Genomic DNA, 20,493 nt, shown 5'->3' with positions numbered 1-20,493 from the left:
ACTGTCGTGTTCATCGTTGGTTTGAAGGGACAATCAAAACCGTAACCGTCAGTCGCCATACTGACGGACGATATCACGCTTCAATCCTTATCGACGACGGGTCTGACAAACCCGAACCCAATCCTGACGGTAAAGCTGTTGGGATCGATATGGGGTTGAAGCATTTTGCGGTGACTTCTGACGGTGAAAAATACAACAATCCACGTCACCTCAACGCTTCGGCTCCGCTCAGCGTTGAGTCCTCGACTCCGCTCGGACTCAAGAAACACGAGCGCAACCTCAAGCGCAAACAGCGAAAACTTTCGAGAAAACAGCAAGGGTCGAACTCTCGTCGAAAAGCCAAACGGTTAGTGGCGCGAGTTCACAGCAAGATTGCCAACTCTCGAGCGGATTTTCTCCACAAGCTATCCCGCTCTCTTGGTGCGCGTTCCCTAGCGCCGTGCGACGGCGCGGGGTCGCACCGCAAGATAGTCAACGAGAACCAAGTGATTGTGGTGGAAAATCTAGCCGTCAAGAACATGGTCAAGAACCATAGCCTCGCGAAAGCGATAAGTGACGTGGGGTGGGGAATGTTTTCGACCCTGCTCAAATACAAGGCAGAGGGAGAAGGGAAGGTTTATCTGGAAGTGGATAGATTTTTCCCCAGTACTCACCTATGTTCTGAAACTCTGCTGCCGCTCCCAAAAATGGGACTTAACGTGCGGTCGTTTGAATGCCCCCATTGCGGGCAGGTTCACGACCGAGACATCAACGCGGCAACAAATATCAAAAATGAAGGCTTGCGGATACTGGCCTCGGGAACCGGGGCTGCTGCCAGTGGAGGGAATGTTAGACCAAAGGGAGGTCGAATTCGTTCGACACTTCCCGAGGCAATTCCCACTGAAGTTGGAAGCCACTCATCAATCGCCTCGCGATGATGAGTGGTAGTTCACCAAGAGGTCAAATCGAACGAGAAACCTTAGCGAATACCCTTAGCGAACTAGCTGCGGGAACGGGTTATGAAGTTTCAAGGTTTGTGAAAAAGGGTATAGCAATCCCAAATGGGTCGTCAAAAATTAAAACACCAGAAAAAATCTGATTCTCCGTTCCCCGTTCCCCGCTCCCGATTCCCTTTTTGGCTCAATTTTGTGACACAACTGATTTAGGGTTGCTATAGTACAAAGTCTTCAATTCTTCACCCACTCGTACATCTCAAGTAAGGCGGGATCGCATTTACAACACTCGCCACAAGTACTCGCTTCCTGAATTTGACGGATGCGCCCCTTACGAACCAGTTTTTTTAACATCGGACGTAGGGCATCCGAATCCATTTTAAAACGAGTCGAAATTTCGGACAAAGGAACTGTATTTCGTTCTTTTAAATAGGTTTGTAATTCTTGTAAAATCATGGTGCGCGAACCTCCATGTAAGACGTTCTTATTACTATTTTAACGCTCTATCGAAATTTAGTTATTAATAATCGATTAAATTTGAAGTAGGGCAAGGTACGTGACGCAGGGCATTTGAGTGTTCCGATCCGGGCATTTTTCCCCGACGTCACGCACTGATTACCGCGAACGGCGAACAGTGGAGATCGCAAACCGATCGCATATTCACCAAGTTCGACCTCCCAATTCCCTCAAATCTCCGAAAAACGCTGTCGATCGCGTCGGGCGGGGCGCAAACTCCATAAGATCCCTAACGTGACCCCCATCAACACCAGCATCGCTACGATCCAAGTTGTAGAAAAGCCGGGATGTTCGGAAAACGTTGCCACTTGATAAAACACCGTTGCGACCCAGTAGGCTAATCCCGTCGTCCACAAGGCTGAAAACAGCGTCCAACGCCAGTTGGTTTCTCGGTAAACGGCTGCGGTGGCCGACACGCAGGGAAAATACAGGAGGACAAAGAGCAGATACGCAAACGCTCCCACTTTGCCGTCGAAACGTTGCACCATCTGCCCGAAGGTTCCTACTGCCACTTCCTGTTCTTCGGCAGCGGTTTCGGTATCTTGCACGTCTCCCACGTTCAAGCCCAGGGGATCGAGTAAAGCTCCGGGAATTTCAGCTAAGTTCGCCGGAATGCTGGCAAAGGCTGCACCGATGTTACCCCAAAAGTCAAAGGCTTCTTCTTCAACGTTCTCTGCGGCGGCTTCTTCCAAGGCAATTTGACCGTAAATGGCGTCGAGAGACCCCACCATCGCTTCTTTTGCAAATACACCCGTAAAAATCCCCACCGTGGCCGGCCAGTTTTCTTGGCGGAGTCCCATCGGCGCAAAGACAGGGGTAATGGCTTGACTGGTGGCGCTGAGGACGGAATTCTGGCTGTCTTGGTTGCCGATCGAACCGTCAGTTCCGATCGAGTTCAACAATCCCAACACCATCACCATCAACACGATGACTTTCCCGGCTCTCCAGATAAACGCTTTCAGTCGGTCCCAAGTTCGGAACAAAATACCCTTCGCGGTGGGGAGGTGATAGGGGGGAAGTTCCATAACGAAGGGAGAGGACTCGCCTTTGAGGAGCGTGTTTTTCAGAACTAATCCCGTAAAAATTGCTGCGGCAATTCCCAGGAGATACAATCCGAACACGAGGTTTTGTCCGCCGAGGGGGAAGAACGCCGCTGCAAAAAGGGCGTACACGGGAAGCCTCGCGCCACAGGACATGAAGGGATTCATCATGATGGTCATGATGCGATCGCGCCGGTTTTCCAAGGTTCGCGCCGCCATAATCGCCGGAACGTTACAGCCGAATCCCACCAGCATCGGCACGAAGGATTTACCGGGAAGTCCCACGAAGCGCATAAATCGATCCATGACGAAGGCCGCCCGCGCCATGTAACCGGAGTCTTCGAGAAAGGCCAAAAACAGGAACATGAAGCCGATGACGGGAATAAACGTCGCCACGGTTTGAATCCCACCGCCGACCCCGTCGGACAGCAACGCGATCGCCCAACCGGGGGCGTTGAGATTTCCCATCAGGTTCGCCAAGCCATCGACGAAAATGGTTCCGGCGAGGATGTCGAAAAAGTCGATAAAGGCACTGCTGATATTGATGGAGAACAAGAACATCAAATACATCACCAGCAGGAAAACGGGAATTCCCAGCCAGCGGTTGAGAACGATACGATCGATGCGATCGGACACGGTCGTATCGACTTCTCGGGTTCGTTCGAGGGTGCCTTCGATGACTTGATGGATAAATCCATAGCGACTGTCGGCGACGATTAAATCGAGGTCTTCCCCGAGAACTTGGCGAATTTGGCGGCGGTGGGGAACGACGATGCGATCGAGGTCTCGTCCCTGAAGGTCTGGGGCGACGGAATCTTCGTATTCGAGGAGTTTTAACGCCGTCCAGCGGGGATCGACGTAGGTATTCGATCGCCGTTCTTCAATGTAGGGAAACAATTCGGCGATCGCGTCTTCGACGACAGCGGGATACGCTACGTAAGTCCGTGGAACCGATGGTTTTTGCAATTCTCGTTCGATCGCATCGCACAGGAGAGTTACGCCGTCGCTTTTGGAGGCGACGATAGGAACCACGGGACACCCCAACCGTTCCGACAACTTGACCGGATCGATCGACATCCCCCGGTCTTCGGCAAGATCGACCATGTTCAACGCCACCAACATGGGGAGGCGCATCTCGAGAATCTGCGTGGTCAAATATAGGTTTCGCTCTAAGTTCGAGGCATCGACGATATTCACCGCGAGGTCGGCGTTCCCTGACATCAAGTAGTTGCGGGCAATTTGTTCGTCGAGTCCCGAATCGTCGTCTTCGGCGTCGAGGGCGTAAACACCGGGTAAATCCACGACAGTAACTTTGAGTCCGTTGTGTTGGTATTCACCCTCTTTGCGATCGACCGTGACACCGGGCCAGTTCCCCGTGCGTTGGTTCGTTCCGGTAAATGCATTAAACAAGGTGGTCTTTCCACAGTTGGGATTTCCCACCAACGCGATCGTTTTCTGAGTCATGTTTCCTCTCTCTTCCTCACACTTCCTCAACCACGAGGGCTTCTGCTTCGGCTTTGCGTAGGCTCAAGTTAAACCCTCGAACGCAAATTTCGACGGGATCGCCGAGGGGGGCGTGGCGATTGACGGTAAATTCGACACCCGGCGTCAGTCCCATGGCGAGTAATTTCTTTTTGTAGCCCCCGGCGGCAGCGTTGTAGCCGACGACTTTTCCTTTCGCTCCGACGGTGAAGTCTTTTAACGATTTACGGGTTGGTGCTTCCATATTCGATCTGTTTTGGTTTGATTTCGACACGAAGATTTTGCGAGCCATTCCGGCGTCGAGTCCTAGGCGATCGTCGCGCACTGCCAAAACCACAGAACCGCTAGACAATCGGCTGAGAACTCGAAGTTCGACACCGGGAACTAATCCCATTCCCTGTAAGCGTTTGAAACCGCATTGTCGGGCGAGTCCGACCACCCACAAGCGATCGCCGACGTTCGCCTCGGACAGCGTGAAACTGCCTGGTGAGGCAAGTGCGTCCGAAGGGTCGATCGAGCTGTCGATGTCACCGACTTCTCCGAGAAAGGTAAACTCCCATCCCTGTCGCTGATGTTGTCCGTGGTGTTGTCGATTTCGTTTGCGTCTGTTCATGCCATCTCCTGTACAGTCAGAATTTGTCGTTTGCCCCTCTCGGAAGACCGTTTCGCTCGATGCTTCAGACGACGCCACACTCTACTCTCGAATCCCTCCCAACGGTACAGCGGTTTCGCGTTTTTTTTGAGATCGTCTCAGGTGTCAAACCCGATGCAGTGCGATCGCCTCGAACGTGGGACGATCTTCAACAGGTTGGAAACTAGCGCGCGCGCTCGACTACCAACGCATCGGCGTCGTCTTTGCGTAAGGTCAAACTAAACCCACGCACTTTGATTTCGATGGGATCGCCGAGGGGGGCGTAACGGGTGATGGTAAATTCGACACCCGGCGTCAGTCCCATAGACAGCAAGCGTTTGCGGTAGCTCCGTCGGGGACAGTCGTAGCTGACGACGCGCCCCTTGGCTCCAACGTTTAAATCTCGCAGGTGCTGCAAGTCGGCGACCACTTTAGCCTCGCGAGATACGAGGGTCGTTTGGGTACGACGGGCGCACAACCCCACGCGATCGCCGTTGACTTCCACGATCGCAGAGCCGCTTTTCGTCAAATTGATGACTGTGAGTTCGTCTCCCACGTGCAGTTCGTGCGATCGCTGGCCGCCGATGGATTCGACCACCCACAGGCGATCGCCCACTTTCGCCTCGGACAGAGAAAACGACGATGCGCTCAGGGAAGCTTCGCCTCGTTCGGTACGGTTCGGGTCGAGACTACCTCCTAAAAAGGTAAATCCCCACCCCTTCCCGACACGTTGGTGGCGACCCCGTGCTTGGCGTTGTCTTGGCATAAGCTTTCACTCCTGAAGCAGTAGCTTATATAAATTCTCATTTAATTGTAGCGGTTGCGATCGATTATCACAATATAGCCAATCAGCTATTTAAATTTGAATAACTTTTAACAACCATGATGTGGCATTGATTTGAAAATTGTTTCTTTTGAAAACTCCAAGATTGATGGGTGAATTTTTGGTCGATCGAGCGACGTGAATCGCATTACTTGTTGAAAGTCATTATCAATACTAATGCAATCCCTGCTGAGAAACAAGGTTGATTTCTAAAGACTTTATTAACATTAATCGTCATCAACAGAAACATTTGAGGCAAAGCGAGACAAGTCACGACCGGAGAGAAAAAAAGAGAAAGGGGGAGAAACTGCTGGCTGTTTGCTGTAAAAAGTTACTTCTACGGTTAACTGAGAAAAAAAAACAGTAGAGGCTGGCGAACCAACCTCTACTGAAAAAATAGGGGGAAGTCTTGAAGCAGAACAGCGGCGACTACCCTGCAATCCGTTGTCGTTCCGCATCTTTCACGCCGAACCCTTCACACTTCCCGCTTCACCGTACACCTATCCTGCAATGCGTAGGAGTTCTACATCGAAAATTAACGTCGCGTTCGGGGGAATCACGCCGCCAGCACCTCGTTCGCCATAAGCCAGTTCCGGGGGAATAATGAGTTTCCAGCGATCGCCGACTTGCATCATACCGACGCCTTCATCCCAACCGCGAATGACTTGGCCGACGCCGATGCGAAACGAAAACGGCCGTCCTCGTTCGCGAGAGCTGTCGAAGACGGTACCGTCTTCGAGCATTCCGGTGTAGTGAACCACCACTGTTTGACCCCGTTGAGGGCTGGCACCGTCGCCTTCTTCGAGTTTGACGTACTGTAACCCGGATTCCGTGGCTTCGACGTTCTCGTCGTCGGCAATTTCGGCGTCGCTGTCGAGTGCTTGAGCGACGAGAGTGGGTTCGTCTCGCTCGGGACTAGCCGTTTGTACGGCTTGCGGTTGTTGCGTTTCGTTGGCGAGGGCAGTTTGACGCTGCGTTCCGATGAGTGCGAAGACCAAGACAAGCGCACAAACCACCATCACGCTCAAGCTAATCAAAATCGGTCGCAAAATCAGTCCTCCTGTATCGATTCGATTGGCAGAGCTTATCTCAAAGCCTAGACTAGCTTATCGCCAAAGCTTGTTTTCGAGATCGCGAACTTGTCGTTCGAGGCGATCGAGCCGTCCGCGCAACTCGTCCATTTCCGCTTGACGGGGAACGCCCAAGTCTTGCATGGCGTTGCGAAGCTGACGTTCGAGCTGTTTTTCCAAGTTGCCCTGTTCCGACTTTAGATTTCCCATGAAATCGTCGATGAGGGACTTGGCGTCGTCCGAGTCGATTTTGCCCTCTTTCACCCAGCGATCGCTGACTTCTTTGATTTTCTCCGCCACGAGGGAAGTCGTTCCCACGCCGATCATCAATAGTTGTGTGAGTAAATTGTTGTTATCCATCAGGTTTTCTTTGTAACTGGCGACGTTCTCAGCTCGAACCTATGGCGATCCTAGCGCGTCTAAGGTTCTTGGCGGATGGCGTCGGGAACGCCGACAGGGGACGCCCCCGAGATCGCTCTGAGGTTTTGGGCGCGAATCAACTCAGTAAACGACAGTCCTGGGCGACCTTCAATATCCGCCGCTGCTTTAATGGCCGAGAGCAGATGTTTGGCAGCTTCGGCTTGGGAATAACCGCGACGTTGAGCGATGGCGATCGCGGCTTCGTCGGCGGCCAGTTCCGATTCAGAGGATTTGGTTTTGCGCCAGACTTGGTTTAAGGCAATAGCGGTAAATCCCCCCGCTGCGACGATACCGACGGGGTCTCCTTGCATGACTTCAACAGAGGTGGCGAGGATTCCCGCCAATCCCAAACCGCGATATACGTCGAATTTAAACCAGCGAATTTCGATCTGCCAACAGACGGTTCGTAACAGCAGTAAATCCCGTTGGGGTTGAGAGAGATCGCGCCAGTAGTCAAAGTTGATAAAGATGGGGCGATCGCGCTTCCAGGGCAGCGGAAACGGCGTCTCGATGACTTTAGGGAGCGTCGGTTGGCTGACGATTTTCGTCATCATGCGCCCGGAGGCGGGCATTAAATCGAGCAAGCGGCGAATCTCGGGGGCTGGATTCATGGATAGATTGGAGAACGACGGGAACTCAGCGGCGTTTGCAGATCGCACGATAGCAGCCAAAATAGATAAAAGGGATTTTTACCGTTTTATTATTGTCCCCTATGGATGCTTTTGCGCCAATTCCCCCAGCTTGGACGAAATCTGCCGTTCATGCGTTCGAGTTTTGTTGTCCGTCTTGTGGTGCCAGCAGTCGCGACGCGACAGAAGTTTGGCTCAACCGACGAGCGCCCGTGTATACGGAAGACCACCACCGCAAATGGCAGGAGTTCTATCACTGCGAATGCGGCTGTGTGTGGTGGGGGTGGAGTAGCGATAGGGAGGGAAGAGGGAAGAAGGAAGAGTGAAGAGGGGGAAGAGGGGAAGAGGGGAAGAGGGGGAGAGGGGAAGAGGGGGAGAGGGGGAGAGAGGGAGAGGGGAAGAGGGGGAGAGGGGGAGAAACTGTCAACTCTCAACTGTCTCTACTGTTGACTGCTCGCTGTAAAAGCGGTGTGTGATGCGGTCATACAACATTAACCGGATTTTGGCGAGATTTGAGCGCCCGCGTCACGGCACCCTACGTCTTTAACATTGCAAGCGAGAAGTCCCCGCTTCTAATCTCCGATTGAAGCGCGGGATGACAGCGAGCATAACGGATGTTATGGTGAAGGCATTTTGCCCACTTCTCCCTAAGCGAAAACCAAGTTTTATGGGCAGTGTTGCAAGAAACTTTTTTGGCCTTCGGGACGAGGGTTTTCCGCCTATCGCCAGGATGTTAAGACTCGCTATCTTTCGAGATAGAAAGCTATTCTTTGGGTAGGAAGCCGCTATTGTAATCTTTGATTCAATAGCGGTAGTTCACTATCCTTCTTCGTATTCCGGCTGTGTGGTTTTTTCGGGGATGTTGACTTTGGGGGGATTGTAGGCGCGACGATCTTCTTCTTCAGCCCAGGCGTCTGCTTCTACATCTTCATAATCGGCAGGTTCGGCGTATTCGGGATATTCTGCTTCTTCGTAAATCGGCTCGTCTCGATAGGGTTCTTCAGGATAAGCGGGTTCGTAGCGAGTCGAACTGGCTTCGCTCCAGTTGTCTTCTTCGTATTCGACGTAAACGGGTTCGGGTTCGGCTTCGTAGAGGGGTTCGGGTTCCGGCTGCGTCCATTCGTCTTCGTCCCACTGGGATTCGACGGGGGTTTGAATGGGGGGACGGCGGACGGTTTCGGGTGGAGTGGCGGGAATGCCGCTGCCGAGTTGGTTTTCGGGGCGAGCGGTGGGGGTGTAGAATTCTTCTTCTTCTTCTCGTTCCCAGGGGGCGGTGCCGAGTCCGAGTCGTTCCATGACGCCGACAGAAAGCTGCGTCAGGCGTTCTTCTGCTCCTTCAAAGACGATGAGCCGATTCGGGCCGCTGCTGACGATTTCTTCGATGGGTAACTCGTAGGTACTGAGGAGCTGTTCGGGGATTTGCGGCAGTCCGATGGAGGCGATGATAATGGAGACGAGGGTGCCGTCGCGGGTGTCGAATTTGAAGCCCCGCAGCCGTCCGAGAAGTTCTCCGGTTTCGGTGATGACTTCGCTGTTGATGAGGTTGCTGTAGGCTTCGACGTCGAGGTCGTCTTCGATAACCTCTTCATCATCGACGAGGATTACGTCTCCGATTTGGCGGATGCGATCGAGCTGCATGTAGCGAGGTAGCCCGGTCACGGCGAGGATGTTGTCTCGCATTCCCAGGGCGACGACGGAGCGTCGATCGATATCGACCCAAATTTGACTGATTACCCCTAACCGTCTCCCGGTATCGCGGGTAATGACTTGAGTTCCTAGTAGATCGGAGCGTTGGCGAATATGTTCGGAGGTCATTCTAGGCGGAATCCTACGAGTCGAATCCTGACTTAATATACTGCAATCTCACACAGACGCGCGTTGCTGGTGCTGTAACTTCAACCCCAACACCTGGGTATGCGCTCCACGGGCTTGGGTCACGCCGATGGTACGTTCGGCGGAGGCAATCATGGGACGACGCAAACTCACTACCATAAATTGTGCGTGCTGTGCTTGCTTTTCGATCATTTTAGCTAATCGTTCCACATTTGCCCCATCGAGAAACATATCGACTTCGTCGAAGGCGTAAAAGGGTGAGGGACGATAGCGTTGTAGGGCGAAAATGAAGCTGAGGGCGGTGAGGGATTTTTCGCCTCCGGACATGGAGGCGAGGCGTTGGACGGGTTTGCCTTTGGGGTGCGCGACGAGGTTCAAGCCACTGCTAAAGGGATCGTCTTCGTCGTTGAGTTGTAGGTGTCCGTCTCCTTGGGAGAGTTCGGCAAAAATGGCGGCGAAGTTTTCGTTTACGGCGTCGAAGGCTTCGCGAAATGCCCGCAATCGTAAGGTGGTAAAGTTTTCGATCCGCAGCATGAGTTCGCTGCGTTCGCCTTCGAGAATTTTTAGTTTTTCGGATAAGTCTTCGAGTCGTGTCTGGGTGCGATCGAATTCTTCTAATGCCAACATATTGACGGGTTCCATGGCTTCGATGCGTTTGGCGATCGCTTTTAATTCTTTTTGGAGGGCGTCGAGTTTTTGGTTCGGCGGTACTTCGGGAAGGGGTTCGGGCAGTTCCGATTGCATTTGTTGCAGGTGCGATCGCACTTGGTTTAACTGTTCGTGTCGCCCTTCTTGGGTTTCTTGAAGTTTTTCGAGCCGCCATTGGCTTTGTTGTTGGGTGACGCGGAGTTCTCGCAGTGCGACTTCTGCGGCGTCGCGGGTTTGTTTTTCTTCGCCGAGTTTGGCTTCGATTTCCACCATCGCCGCCTGTGTTTGTTCGAGTTGGCGATCGATCCCGGTTTGGCGATCGCGCAAGGCGGTTTGTTGAATGTCGTATTGTTCGAGTTTTTGGCGTAGGGTTGCGAGGTGTTCTTGGCTGTCTTGGCGTTTTTCGGCGAGGCGTTCTTGTTGGTTCGCCAGTTCCCGCACTCGTTCTTCGGTTTGGCGCACCTCGCGGGTGCGATCGCTCAATACTGTCTCGCGTTCTTGGATTTGCTGCTGCAACGCTTGCCATTCGCTGTGAGTTTGGGATTTTTCGAGTTCGGCGAGTTGTTCGCGAAGCTGTTGCAGTTGTTGTTCTTGCTGGGGAAGTTCGGCTTCGAGGTGTTGCAGTCGCTGTTGGTTGGTGTCGAGTTCCTGGCGTTGGCTGTGGAGTTGCGATCGCGTGCGATCGATCTGTCGTTCGAGTTGCTGGATTTCGTCGCGCACTCGTTCGGCTTTCAACTGAATTTCGCGATGTTGCTGTTTGGCTTCCATCGCTGCTTTAGAACCCAGCTTTACTTCTGTCGCCCAGCGGGTAATCTCGGCGTCGCAGCGTTCGAGAATTTCGGAAATTTGCGCCAAGCGATCGCGCAACGCCCGCACTTCTGACGATTCTCCGGTTTCGGCGTATCCGAAGTGTAAGTGAGAGGCGTTCCCGCGACTGGCGCCCCCTGTCATCGCCCCGCTGGTTTCGAGAAGTTCGCCGTCGAGGGTGACGATTCGCGCTTTTCCTAAGACGGTTCGGGCGTTGTCGAGGCGATCGAACACGACGGTATTGCCGAAAACGTAGGCAAATACTTCGTCGTAGCGTTCTTCGCAGGTGAGGAGGTTGACGGCGTAATCGATAAATCCCTGGCTGCGTTCGATGTCGGGATAGGAGAGCGATCGCGGGGCGCGAATTTTGTTCAAGGGTAAAAACGTCGCCCGCCCCGCCCGTTTTTCCTTCAACAGCCGAATTCCCGCCGACGCCACGACGTCGTCTTCCACCACCAGGAAGCCCAAGCGTCCCCCAGCCGCAGTTTCTAACGCCATTTGATAGTGAGGTTCGACGCGCCCCAACTGCGCCACTAAGCCGCATACGCCACTCAACCCCGACTGCATCACCAACTGGGTGGCGTAACTGCCGGAGGCTTCCCGTATCGCCTGGGTTTGGGCTTCGAGTTTGTCCAGTTTGCGCTGTTTGTCTCGCTGTTCTTTCAGCAGGCGCGTTTGGGTGTCTTGCTGGATTTGCAGTTCTTCTTCGGCGGCTTTGGCGACGGATTCCAGGCGATCGCGCTGGTTTTGGGCGTCGGTTTCTTCTTGGGAAAGGTTTTCGGCGGTTTGCTGTTTTTCGCCGAGTTGCGTTTCGAGATCGGTGAGTGACTGTTGGCGATCGCGGATTTGTTCGGCGAGTTGCGTCACCCGTTCGGAAAGTTGCGCCCGTTCCGCCCGTTGGGGTTCTAGGGTTTTTAGCAGGGTTTCCGTTTCTCGCCGCAGTTGGGTTTGTTCCTGCACCCAGGCTTCTGCTGTTGAGGCTAGGGCGTTGGCGGCGTCTCGGGTGCGATCGAGTTCCGCTTTCGCCTCGTCTCTGGCTCGAACTTGTGCCGCCAGGGTTTCGGTTTCCAGATGTTGCTGTTGCTGTTGGAGTTCGGTTAACTTTTGTTGCGATTGCTGGATATTTTGTTCGGTTTGTGTTAAAGCATTTTGCGTCTTTTCCCGGTCTTCGCGAAGCTCTTCCCGTCGCTGCTGGAGTTGTTGCTTTTGGGCTTCCTGTTGAGCGAGGATGGACTGTTGGGCGATCAGTTCGTCTTCGCCGAGGGCGCGGACTTTGGCGTTGAGGGCGTCGAGTTCCTCGGAGGCGGTTTGAATGCGGTGGGTGAGGCGCGAGAGTTCTTCAGTGAGTTCGGCGCGGGTGCGATCGCCAGCTTCGATTTGTTCTCGCACTTGCGCTTCTTGCGATCGCAGTTGGTGCCACCGTAGCACGATTTCCCATGCTTGTTTTTGGTGGAGTTCGTCTCGGAGGGCTTGATATTTCTGGGCTTTAATGCGATCTTCCCCGAGGCGATCGCGCTGCGCGATCAGTTCTCGTTCCACGATGCGACAGCGATCTTCGCGTTCTTCGACTTCCTCGAATTTCTGTTTCGCGCGATCGATTTTGCGATCGAACGCCGCCACCCCCGCCAGTTCGTCGATAATTTCGCGACGTTCCCGAGGGTTCATGGAAATAATGCTCGTTACGTCTCCCTGTAATACCACGTTGTAGCCTTCCGGGTAGACGCGCAGATTGTTGAGTTTTTCGTGTAACTCTGTCAGCGTCGAGGGTTCGCCGTTAATGTAATACGTCGAGGTATAACTTCCCGATTTCGTGACGCGCAGTCGTCGCGTTACCGTCCACTCGTTGCTTTTCGGCGAATTTTGAGAGTCTGAGTTTTGAGAGTCTGAATCACCGTCTAAATTCTCGTTTTCCGGCGAGTCGATTTCCGAGGCGATCGCCTCGATCGCGTCTTCCGACGCACCCTCCGACGCTAACGGCTTATCCAACTCCTCATCGACGGTATCGGGTAACGAATCGTCTCCGAGATCGAACACTACCGTCACGCTGGCTTCGACGGTAGACTTGCGGTTACTTTGCTGCTGGTTCACCAAATCGGGAAGGCGATCGGCCCGCATTCCCTTCGACGACGCAATCCCCAAGCAAAACAGCAGTGCGTCGAGAATATTGGATTTCCCCGAACCGTTGGGTCCGGAAATCACGGTAAACTCTGGCTCGAACGGAATCCGCGTCGTGCCGCCAAAGGACTTAAAATTGGTGAGTTCGATTTGTTTGATGTGAACCATGAAAGCCATTAAGAATTGACAATCGACAATCGATCGCGATCCTTTGGCAGTCACCAGCGAGGCGGATCGATCGCAATTGACAATCAAGTTAAGTTTTCCCATTTCAACATTCTTGCATTTTCTCCATCTCCCCTTTTACAGTGAGCAGTGAGCAGTGAGCAGTGAGCAGTGAGCAGTGAGCAGTGAAGACGGTTAACAGGGAACAGCGGATCTGAGAACAGCTAATCGTTTCTCCCCCTCTCCCCTTCTCCCCCTCTCCCCCTCTCCCCTTCTCCCCCTCTCCCTTACTCTAGAAGCTTTGATAGAATGCACCCAAGGCGATCGCGGGGGTATCGAAATGAAGGTGGCTATCTTTGAGGTTTGTCGAAATCCCGAGATTGAGAAGCAGACGGAAACCTTGATGCTATCGGAGTTTTGCAAGCGTAGCGGCATCGAGTGCGAGGTTTACAGCAACGACGGTATTTGGACGAAACGGACGTTTTTGAATCGATCGCTGTTCCAGAACTGTTTGAGCGATACCGATACGAAAGTGGTTCACCTGGCGTTACACGGCGATCGCGACGGGTTGGTGATGCGGTGGTCGAATGCAGAAAAGATCCGCGATCGCCGACCGCAAGAACGACTCTCTCCCCAGGATATCGAGTCGATCGTGCAATGGCGAGATAAAGTCGTGGTCAGTGGAGCTTATAGTGCGGCGAAGCTCTCCGATGCGTTTCTTAAGGCAGGGGTTGCAGCGGCGGTATTCCCCGAACACCCCATTTCCTACCAGCATCTCGTGCCGTTTTTAGAAATTTTTTATGGAAAACTCGCCACGGGACTGTCGGTGCGAAATGCACTGAACGCCGGATTATCGAAATTTCCCGATCTGAAAAGTTTTAAAATTTTTTCCCGTCGCAGTCCCGACACGTTAGTCGTGGCGTGAGCGATCGCCTCTGATGGGATTGTCATTGTGACTGGACAGCCAGCAAGAGGCTGCCCAGGCAGGCCGAAGCCCAATTAACACTTTATTAAAGCGTGTTTTAGTTGGGGGCGACTTTTTCTTTAAAGAGTTTCCCGGCAGAAAAGGCAGGAACCTTGGTCGCGGGAATAATCATTTTGTCACCGGTTTTGGGGTTGCGACCTTCGCGAGCTTTGCGCTCTCTGGCTTCAAACGAGCCGAAACCGACGAGGGTAACTTTGTCGTCGCTCGAGACCGCCTCGACGATGGTTTCGAGGGCAGCGGTCAGAACTGCATCGGCTTCTTTTTTCGTCACGCCAGCTTTCGTCGCTACGCGATCGACGAGTTCTCCTTTGTTCATTATCGATGCTCCTTTGATTCGTACAGTAGGGGTATAACTCAGCCCGAGGGCTTAGCTGTGGTTAGTTTAATCGAGAAACATCGAGCGAGATTTCGGCTGCAAATGCCTGTAACTCCCGTTCTTCCGATATTTCACTGATTTATTCTAAGGGGTGTTCGCCCGATCTGGATCGCTGAAAGTATTAATTTATCTTGATTTCCAGATTTTTTTTACGTCTCCACTTTTTCTTGCAACATTTTTTAGCAAAAGTCTTGACAATCATTGAGATATTGAGTAAAGAATTCCGAGCGAGTTCGAGGAAATTGGTTATTGTATTGACTGCATAACTACACAGTTATATTATGGAGTTGGAGTCATCCTAACACGACGCGATCGCTCGCGAACACTTCACCGAAGTCCCAACGAGCCGTACAACCGGAAACACCACCACCATGTCAGAGACACCCGCAGCGCCCCGAAAACGAAACCTCGTGGGGCAAATCACCGCTTATTTCATCGACTCCCAAGTGACGCTGTTGCTGATTGCCGCGCTCGTCCTGTTCGGACTGGCTGCCGCCTTCTTCACCCCCAAGGAAGAAAACCCGCAAATCGTCGTTCCGGGAGCGGACGTTTACCTCGAATACCCCGGCGCCCCCGCCGAAGTGGTCGAACAAACCCTTACTCTACCCGTCGAAGCCAAAATCCGAGAACTCACGGGGGTCGAGTACGTTTATTCAGTCTCCCAGAACTCCAGTGCGAAAGTCACAGTTCAGTTCTTCGTCGGGGAAGACTGGGAAGATTCGCTATTCAAACTGCAAAACCACCTGTACAACTGGCAAGACATTCTACCGCCGACGGTGTCTTACCTCGTCAAACCGCTGATTATCGACGACGTACCGATCGTGACGTTGACGGTGACGGGGGAAAACTACAGCGATAACGAACTCAGGCGCGTGGGAGAACGCTTGTTGGAAGATTTGCGATCGATCCCCAACACGGGCAACTTAACCATTACTGGCGGACAGCCTCGAGCGATTCGCGTCGATCTCGACCCCAACAAACTGGCCAGTTATCGCCTGTCTCCGGCTGCGATCGCCCAGCGATTAGAAAACGAAAACGTACAGCTTCCCGCCGGAGACGTTTCAGTCGGCTCCGATCGCCTGTTTATCGAAGGGGGGAGCCTGTTCGAGTCCGCCGAAGACATCCGAGACGTTATCGTCGGCTACACCGGAGACAACAACGGCACTCCTATCTACCTTCGAGACGTGGCCACCGTCCGCGACGACTACGGCGAACGCATCACGTATTCGCGCCTTCACTACCGCCAAGATTGGGACTTTAACGATCCCTATCCCGACCCGAAACTTCACCCGGAAGAGGATTTCGTCAGTCAGTCGGCCATCACTATCGGCATCGCCAAAAAAGAAGGCACGAATGCCGTCACGGTAGCCAAACAGATTTTCAAGCGGGTGGACGAACTGCGATCGCAACTTCCCCCCGGCATTGATATCGCCGTGAGTCGGAACGACGGACGCACCGCAGCCCGAGCTGTGGGAGACTTGTACACCAGTTTGTTTCAAGCCATCGGTGTGGTGGTGCTGCTGCTGGTAGTGTTCCTGGGATGGCGGGAAGCCTCGATCGTGGCCTTCGTGATTCCTCTGACGCTGGGCGGAACGCTGCTGGTGGGGTGGATGGCCGGACAAACGATCAACCGGATTACCCTGTTCGCGTTGATTCTGGCCTTGGGAACCTTGGTCGATGACGCGATCGCTGCCACAGAAAACATTCACCGACGCTTCGAGATGCGGCCGGGGATGACCTTTGCCGAAAAACGAGAGGAGGCGATCGAAGCCCTCAACGAACTGGGCGGCCCGATTATCCTCTCGACGATTACGGTGATTCTGGCGTTCGTCCCCATGCGCTTCGTGACGGGGATGATGGGGCCTTACATGGGACCGATGCCGTTTAACCTCCCGGTGGCGATGACCATCAGTACCACCTTGGCGTTGACGGTGACGCCTTATTTAGGATTGCGGCTGATTAAAATCAAACCCCACAAACCGGGTGAAGAAAATCTCGACGTGACGGATACCAAAATTTATAAGTGGTATCGAAAAATTATGGAGCCGTTACTCGATTCGGCAACGCGACGCCGTTTCGTGATTTTCGTCATCGTGGGAATGCTGTTAGCGACGTTTATTTTGCCGCTGACTCAGGCGGTGCGGTTCCGAATGTTGCCGAAAGCGGATAAAGACCGCTTTTTGGTTCAGTTAGATATGCCGCTGGGAACGGAGTTAGTCGAAACCGATCGCGTCGTCCGCGAGATGGAAGAAGTCCTCACGCAAGATCCCGAAGTGGTTCAATTTGAGAGTTACAGCGGTGTCGGCGCCCCGGTGGACTTTAACGGCTTGCTGCGAGGCAATACGGACCGAGAAGGGGAACACTACGCCGATATTCGGGTTCACTTGACCAACAACAACGCCCGGAAAATCGACTCGGAAGGGATCGTGTTCCGCCTGCGACCGCAGTTAGCGGAAATTGCTGCCGAGAACAACGCGGTGGTGAAACTCGTCGAAGATCCGCCGGGACCTCCGGTGCGATCGACCATGTTGGCGGAAATTTACGGGCCGGATTACGACAAGTTACGGAATTTGGCGAAAGAGGTGCGCTTGGTGTTCGCTGAGACGAAGGAAGTTGTCGATATCGACGATTCGGTGAAAAATCCGATGCCGCAGATGAAGCTATCGGTCGATCGCGCGAAGGTCAATCAAGCGGGGTTGACGACGGAAGAAATCGCTCAAACGCTCAATATGGCGTTATCTGGGGCGGAAGTCTCGACGCTGCAAGTTCCTGGCGAACTGACTCCTGTTGCGATCGAGGTGCGCTTTGCTTATCCCGATCGCCAAAGTGTAGACGATTTGACCCGCATTCAAATTCCGACGCAAAGCGGAAATTTAGTACCGCTAACGGAGTTGGTTTCCTTTGAACCCACGATCGTCGATCTGCCGATTTTTCATAAAGATCAAAAGCCGGTAACTTACGTGATGGGCGAAATGGGCGATCGCTCGTCGGTGTATGCCGTTCTCGATCAGTTGATTTATTTCTTCCGCAATCCGTTACCGGAAGGCTATTACATCAAATGGGATGGGGAATGGAAACTCACTCTCGACGTGTTCCGCGATTTGGGACTGGCGATGCTGGTGGCGGTGATGCTGATTTACTTTATTTTGGTGGGTCAGTTCCGCAGCTTTAAAGTGCCGATGATTATTCTCGGCAGTATCCCGCTGGCGTTGATCGGGATTCTTATCGGGTTCTCTCTTAACGGCGTGTACTTTAGTGCGACGGCTATGATCGGGGTCATCGCACTGGCGGGGATCGTGGTTCGTAACGCGATCGTGTTGTTGGAATTCGTCGGCGAACGGATGAAAGAAGGGGCGATTCTCAAAGATGCCATCCTCGAAGGGGGAGCGGTTCGCTTCCGTCCGATTCTGCTGACGAGCGTGACGACGATGTTGGGAACTCTTTCGATTCTCAGCGACCCAGTTTGGTCGGGGTTGGCTTGGACGCTGTTGTGCGGGATGTTGACCTCGTCGGCGTTGACGCTGTTCGTGATTCCGTTGATGTATTACGGCGATCGCTCTCGCAAGCTGCCGAAAGATATGGTGGTTAAGGATATCGATTCTTCGGTCGGTCACGAATCCTCGATCGCTTAGCTCTTCTCGGAGCGAGGCTAGATCGGCTATCGTTTCCCCTCTAGATCCCCGGCATCTTCGGAGATGCTGGGGATTTGGATTATTGCCTCATTGGGTTGTTGAATAAAAAATCAAGTATGTAGACGAATTAACCCTTATAGACTTAATTGTACAGCTTCGCGACGGCGATCGCAACCCCGGTTTCGATGGCGGCGCGGTCGGCAATATTGTTTAAAAAAACAATATTGGAGATCGAGAACGATAGAGAGAGGATGCGATCGCCTGTCTGTGATTTCATCATCGAGGAGCGATAAAATAAACCCCGTCCCCTTATCCGGCGGGTGAGATTTATGATTTCCAAAGATACGCTATTTGCCGTGTCGCTGTTTCCCTATTTGGGCTTTTTATATTTCCTGACGCGATCGAAACAAACGCCGCGTTTGGCGCTGATTGGCTTCTACATTTTGTTAGTGTTCGTAGCGGTGACGATTCCGGCGGGAATTTACGCCAAAGTCCACTACGGGGAAAAACTGGCGAACGTGGATTGGTTACACGGCGGCGCGGAAGTATTTTTGACGCTTTCTAACATCGTAGTGGTGTTGGGATTTAGCGAAGCGATTCGCAAACGCCAGAAGGGTCGAGAGATGCAGTGATGATGAGATGATGGTACGACCGAGATTTTCTTTTCAGTTTGGGACATCGTGAAGCAAGAAGTTTTAGGAATCGACTTGGGTGGAACGTCGATCGAGTTGGGACGGTTCGATCGCGACGGGAATTGTAGCGCTCTGCTGACAATGGACACGCCGCAACCGGCGACACCCAAGGCCGTTCTCGAAGCGATCGCTGTGGCGATCGCGCGTCTCGATCCTCACGGGGACTGTTCGGCTGTCGGATTGGGAACGCCGGGCCCCGCCGACGAAGCCGGACGCATTGCCAAAGTGGCCATCAACCTCAGCGGATGGAACAACGTTCCGGTGGCTGATATTCTCGAAGCCAAAATCGGGAGACCCGTGGTGTTGGCCAACGACGCCAACTGTGCGGGATTGGGGGAAGCCTGGTTGGGGGCTGGGCGATCGTTTCGCGACCTCATTCTATTGACGTTAGGAACGGGAGTCGGAGGGGCGATCGTGTTGGACGATCGCCTGTTTGTGGGGCGTCACGGTGCGGCGGGGGAGTTGGGGTTGATTACTCTCAACCCCGACGGTCCACCCTGCAATAGCGGTAATAACGGATCTTTAGAACAGTATGCTTCCGTGCGGGCGATTCGACGCGAGACGGGACTCGAACCCCATGAATTGGCGGCGAAAGCCGAAGCCGGAGATAAGGACGCGATCGCCTATTGGGAACAATACGGACGGCGACTTGGGGCGGGACTTGCCAGTTTAATTTATATTTTGACGCCAGAGGCTGTGGTGATTGGTGGCGGCATTGCAGCCGGAGCGGACTTGTTTTTTCCAGCCATGAAAGCCGAAATCGAGTGTCGAGTCCTTCCGACTTCTCGAGAGGGGTTGCAAGTGCTTACGGCCGAGTTGGGAAATCGAGCCGGAACGATCGGAGCGGCGAAGTTAGCGTGGCAGCTTTTGGCAAAGATCGCACCCTAACATTGCCGGATCGTATCTCCCCGGAATGCGAACCGTGTCGGTAACAATAAGATTCGTTCCAAATTCAATTTCTCGAAAACCTGTGTTTTGAGGCTGAACTAAGCAGGTCATACAAAAAAAAAGGAGGTATATTACAGATTATAAAGTGTTTCCCCAGAAAGGAGTCAGAGGTATGGGAGCCAGACTGAGAGTGTTTCTCAACCGTGAAGAAGAAAGAACGCTCTGGGAGATGAGGAAGGCAACGACGGTGAGTCAGCGAGTCAAAGACCGAGCCGAAGCCGTTCGTCTGAGCCACCAAGGGTGGTATGTCGAACAGATAGCCGAGCACCTGCACCAAACGGTAAAGACGGTGAGGAAAACTCTCAAGACTTGGATAGATAAGGGATTAGGGGGACTGTGGGAAGCCCAAGGACGGGGACGGAAAAAAACTTGGAATGAAGAAGACATCGAATATCTAGAAAACTGCCTCAGAAATGACCCAAGAACCTATAACAGCCAGCAACTGGCGGAAAAACTGCGCCGCCAACGACAAGTGAACCTGAGTCCTGAGTATCTGCGTCAGATCCTCAAAAAAGGGGGTCATTTGGAAGCGGACCCGAATAAGCCATCAACAACGACAAGACCCCCAAAAGCGCCTAGCTAAGCAAAACGACCTGGAAATGCTCGAACTCGCTGCCGCGGCTGGAGAGATTGACTTACTCTACACGGACGAATCGGGATGCTGTTTGTGGAGTGCCGCCAGCTACAGCTATTACTTCAAGGGAGAACAGAAACGGCAAGAACAGACGAAGAAACGAGGGAAACGAGTG

At 53.1% G+C, this 20,493-nt stretch carries 18 protein-coding genes and 1 pseudogene; 8 read left to right on the top strand and 11 right to left on the bottom strand.

Features of this window, described 5'->3' with window-relative positions; genetic code table 11:
• Positions 1-917, top strand: a 917-nt coding sequence (locus GEI7105_RS32490) for an RNA-guided endonuclease InsQ/TnpB family protein (protein ID WP_017663217.1), incomplete at its 5' end; no start/stop codon positions are given.
• A 249-nt stretch (positions 918-1,166) separates the two neighbouring features.
• On the opposite strand, the gene GEI7105_RS0125565 is transcribed toward GEI7105_RS32490, so the two are convergent.
• The 3 genes from GEI7105_RS0125565 to GEI7105_RS0125555 form a co-directional block, all read right to left on the bottom strand.
• On the bottom strand, positions 1,167-1,388 hold the full coding sequence (locus tag GEI7105_RS0125565) for a FeoC-like transcriptional regulator (RefSeq protein ID WP_017663216.1): 222 nt from the start codon (positions 1,386-1,388) through the stop codon (positions 1,167-1,169).
• Between the two features lie 230 nt (positions 1,389-1,618).
• Positions 1,619-3,952: a Fe(2+) transporter permease subunit FeoB gene (gene feoB / locus GEI7105_RS0125560; RefSeq protein ID WP_017663215.1), complete on the bottom strand. Its 2,334-nt coding sequence runs from the start codon at positions 3,950-3,952 to the stop codon at positions 1,619-1,621.
• Between the two features lie 16 nt (positions 3,953-3,968).
• Positions 3,969-4,583 carry a FeoA family protein gene (locus GEI7105_RS0125555; protein ID WP_017663214.1) on the bottom strand — a complete coding sequence of 205 codons (615 nt, stop codon included), beginning with the start codon at positions 4,581-4,583 and terminating at the stop codon, positions 3,969-3,971.
• A 59-nt stretch (positions 4,584-4,642) separates the two neighbouring features.
• On the opposite strand from GEI7105_RS0125555, the gene GEI7105_RS38885 reads away from it, so the two are divergent.
• Positions 4,643-4,789, top strand: coding sequence for a hypothetical protein (locus GEI7105_RS38885; RefSeq protein ID WP_017663213.1), 147 nt, complete (start codon positions 4,643-4,645; stop codon positions 4,787-4,789).
• Here the strand turns inward: GEI7105_RS38885 and GEI7105_RS40645 are convergent.
• The 4 genes from GEI7105_RS40645 to GEI7105_RS0125530 all read right to left on the bottom strand — a co-directional run bounded on the left by GEI7105_RS40645 (position 4,786) and on the right by GEI7105_RS0125530 (position 7,525).
• Positions 4,786-5,367, bottom strand: a complete 582-nt coding sequence (locus tag GEI7105_RS40645; protein ID WP_017663212.1) for a FeoA family protein — start codon at positions 5,365-5,367, stop codon at positions 4,786-4,788. The two genes, GEI7105_RS38885 and GEI7105_RS40645, sit on opposite strands and share 4 nt — an antisense overlap.
• A 557-nt stretch (positions 5,368-5,924) precedes the next feature.
• Positions 5,925-6,473, bottom strand: a complete 549-nt coding sequence (locus GEI7105_RS0125540; protein ID WP_017663211.1) for an FKBP-type peptidyl-prolyl cis-trans isomerase — start codon at positions 6,471-6,473, stop codon at positions 5,925-5,927.
• A gap of 57 nt (positions 6,474-6,530) precedes the next feature.
• Positions 6,531-6,854: a phasin family protein gene (locus GEI7105_RS0125535; RefSeq protein WP_017663210.1), complete on the bottom strand. Its 324-nt coding sequence runs from the start codon at positions 6,852-6,854 to the stop codon at positions 6,531-6,533.
• A 59-nt stretch (positions 6,855-6,913) separates the two neighbouring features.
• Positions 6,914-7,525 carry a DUF3318 domain-containing protein gene (locus tag GEI7105_RS0125530; RefSeq protein ID WP_017663209.1) on the bottom strand — a complete coding sequence of 204 codons (612 nt, stop codon included), beginning with the start codon at positions 7,523-7,525 and terminating at the stop codon, positions 6,914-6,916.
• Positions 7,526-7,626: 101 nt separating this feature from the next.
• Here GEI7105_RS0125530 and GEI7105_RS35565 point away from each other — a divergent pair, with 101 nt between their 5' ends.
• Positions 7,627-7,869, top strand: a complete 243-nt coding sequence (locus GEI7105_RS35565; protein ID WP_071592145.1) for a hypothetical protein — start codon at positions 7,627-7,629, stop codon at positions 7,867-7,869.
• Positions 7,870-8,362: 493 nt separating this feature from the next.
• On the opposite strand, the gene GEI7105_RS0125515 is transcribed toward GEI7105_RS35565, so the two are convergent.
• Together GEI7105_RS0125515 and smc are read right to left on the bottom strand one after the other, a co-directional pair.
• Complete coding sequence (locus GEI7105_RS0125515) at positions 8,363-9,358, bottom strand: PRC-barrel domain-containing protein (RefSeq protein WP_017663206.1); 996 nt, start codon at positions 9,356-9,358, stop codon at positions 8,363-8,365.
• 48 nt (positions 9,359-9,406) lie between these two features.
• Positions 9,407-13,216 carry a chromosome segregation protein SMC gene (smc, locus tag GEI7105_RS0125510; RefSeq protein ID WP_017663205.1) on the bottom strand — a complete coding sequence of 1,270 codons (3,810 nt, stop codon included), beginning with the start codon at positions 13,214-13,216 and terminating at the stop codon, positions 9,407-9,409.
• A gap of 196 nt (positions 13,217-13,412) precedes the next feature.
• Here smc and GEI7105_RS0125505 point away from each other — a divergent pair, with 196 nt between their 5' ends.
• On the top strand, positions 13,413-14,036 hold the full coding sequence (locus GEI7105_RS0125505) for a hypothetical protein (RefSeq protein WP_144054051.1): 624 nt from the start codon (positions 13,413-13,415) through the stop codon (positions 14,034-14,036).
• A gap of 97 nt (positions 14,037-14,133) precedes the next feature.
• On the opposite strand, the gene GEI7105_RS0125500 is transcribed toward GEI7105_RS0125505, so the two are convergent.
• Positions 14,134-14,412, bottom strand: coding sequence for an HU family DNA-binding protein (locus GEI7105_RS0125500; RefSeq protein ID WP_017663203.1), 279 nt, complete (start codon positions 14,410-14,412; stop codon positions 14,134-14,136).
• Between the two features lie 431 nt (positions 14,413-14,843).
• Here GEI7105_RS0125500 and GEI7105_RS0125495 point away from each other — a divergent pair, with 431 nt between their 5' ends.
• A complete protein-coding gene (locus GEI7105_RS0125495; protein ID WP_017663202.1) occupies positions 14,844-18,104 on the top strand; it encodes an efflux RND transporter permease subunit in 3,261 nt (1,086 codons plus the stop codon).
• Positions 18,105-18,246: 142 nt separating this feature from the next.
• On the opposite strand, the gene GEI7105_RS40640 is transcribed toward GEI7105_RS0125495, so the two are convergent.
• Entirely contained in the window at positions 18,247-18,381 is a 135-nt protein-coding gene (locus GEI7105_RS40640; RefSeq protein WP_017663201.1) for a hypothetical protein, read from the bottom strand.
• A 52-nt stretch (positions 18,382-18,433) separates the two neighbouring features.
• Between GEI7105_RS40640 and GEI7105_RS0125485 the strand changes: the two genes are divergently transcribed.
• The 3 genes and pseudogenes from GEI7105_RS0125485 to GEI7105_RS0125475 all read left to right on the top strand — a co-directional run.
• The gene (locus GEI7105_RS0125485) at positions 18,434-18,736 is read left to right on the top strand and encodes a DUF3593 domain-containing protein (protein ID WP_017663200.1); all 303 of its coding nucleotides are present in this window, start codon (positions 18,434-18,436) and stop codon (positions 18,734-18,736) included.
• Positions 18,737-18,784: 48 nt separating this feature from the next.
• Entirely contained in the window at positions 18,785-19,684 is a 900-nt protein-coding gene (locus GEI7105_RS0125480) for an ROK family protein (RefSeq protein ID WP_017663199.1), read from the top strand.
• A 172-nt stretch (positions 19,685-19,856) separates the two neighbouring features.
• Positions 19,857-20,493, top strand: a pseudogene (locus tag GEI7105_RS0125475) (helix-turn-helix domain-containing protein); the annotation flags it as partial.

Source organism: Baaleninema simplex PCC 7105 (assembly GCF_000332355.1).
Classification (GTDB): Bacteria; Cyanobacteriota; Cyanobacteriia; order Cyanobacteriales; family Geitlerinemataceae; genus Baaleninema; species Baaleninema simplex.
This window is presented reverse-complemented; position numbering and strand designations above follow the sequence as displayed.

What these genes read in the sequence shown, in the direction of transcription:
- GEI7105_RS0125565 (WP_017663216.1), bottom strand. Translation starts at nt 1,388, where the DNA reads ATGATTTTACAAGAATTACAAACCTATTTAAAAGAACGAAATACAGTT.
- feoB (WP_017663215.1), bottom strand. Translation starts at nt 3,952, where the DNA reads ATGACTCAGAAAACGATCGCGTTGGTGGGAAATCCCAACTGTGGAAAG.
- GEI7105_RS0125555 (WP_017663214.1), bottom strand. Translation starts at nt 4,583, where the DNA reads ATGAACAGACGCAAACGAAATCGACAACACCACGGACAACATCAGCGA.
- GEI7105_RS38885 (WP_017663213.1), top strand. Translation starts at nt 4,643, where the DNA reads ATGCTTCAGACGACGCCACACTCTACTCTCGAATCCCTCCCAACGGTA.
- GEI7105_RS40645 (WP_017663212.1), bottom strand. Translation starts at nt 5,367, where the DNA reads ATGCCAAGACAACGCCAAGCACGGGGTCGCCACCAACGTGTCGGGAAG.
- GEI7105_RS0125535 (WP_017663210.1), bottom strand. Translation starts at nt 6,854, where the DNA reads ATGGATAACAACAATTTACTCACACAACTATTGATGATCGGCGTGGGA.
- GEI7105_RS0125530 (WP_017663209.1), bottom strand. Translation starts at nt 7,525, where the DNA reads ATGAATCCAGCCCCCGAGATTCGCCGCTTGCTCGATTTAATGCCCGCC.
- GEI7105_RS35565 (WP_071592145.1), top strand. Translation starts at nt 7,627, where the DNA reads ATGGATGCTTTTGCGCCAATTCCCCCAGCTTGGACGAAATCTGCCGTT.
- GEI7105_RS0125515 (WP_017663206.1), bottom strand. Translation starts at nt 9,358, where the DNA reads ATGACCTCCGAACATATTCGCCAACGCTCCGATCTACTAGGAACTCAA.
- smc (WP_017663205.1), bottom strand. Translation starts at nt 13,216, where the DNA reads ATGGGAAAACTTAACTTGATTGTCAATTGCGATCGATCCGCCTCGCTG.
- GEI7105_RS0125500 (WP_017663203.1), bottom strand. Translation starts at nt 14,412, where the DNA reads ATGAACAAAGGAGAACTCGTCGATCGCGTAGCGACGAAAGCTGGCGTG.
- GEI7105_RS0125495 (WP_017663202.1), top strand. Translation starts at nt 14,844, where the DNA reads ATGTCAGAGACACCCGCAGCGCCCCGAAAACGAAACCTCGTGGGGCAA.
- GEI7105_RS40640 (WP_017663201.1), bottom strand. Translation starts at nt 18,381, where the DNA reads ATGAAATCACAGACAGGCGATCGCATCCTCTCTCTATCGTTCTCGATC.
- GEI7105_RS0125485 (WP_017663200.1), top strand. Translation starts at nt 18,434, where the DNA reads ATGATTTCCAAAGATACGCTATTTGCCGTGTCGCTGTTTCCCTATTTG.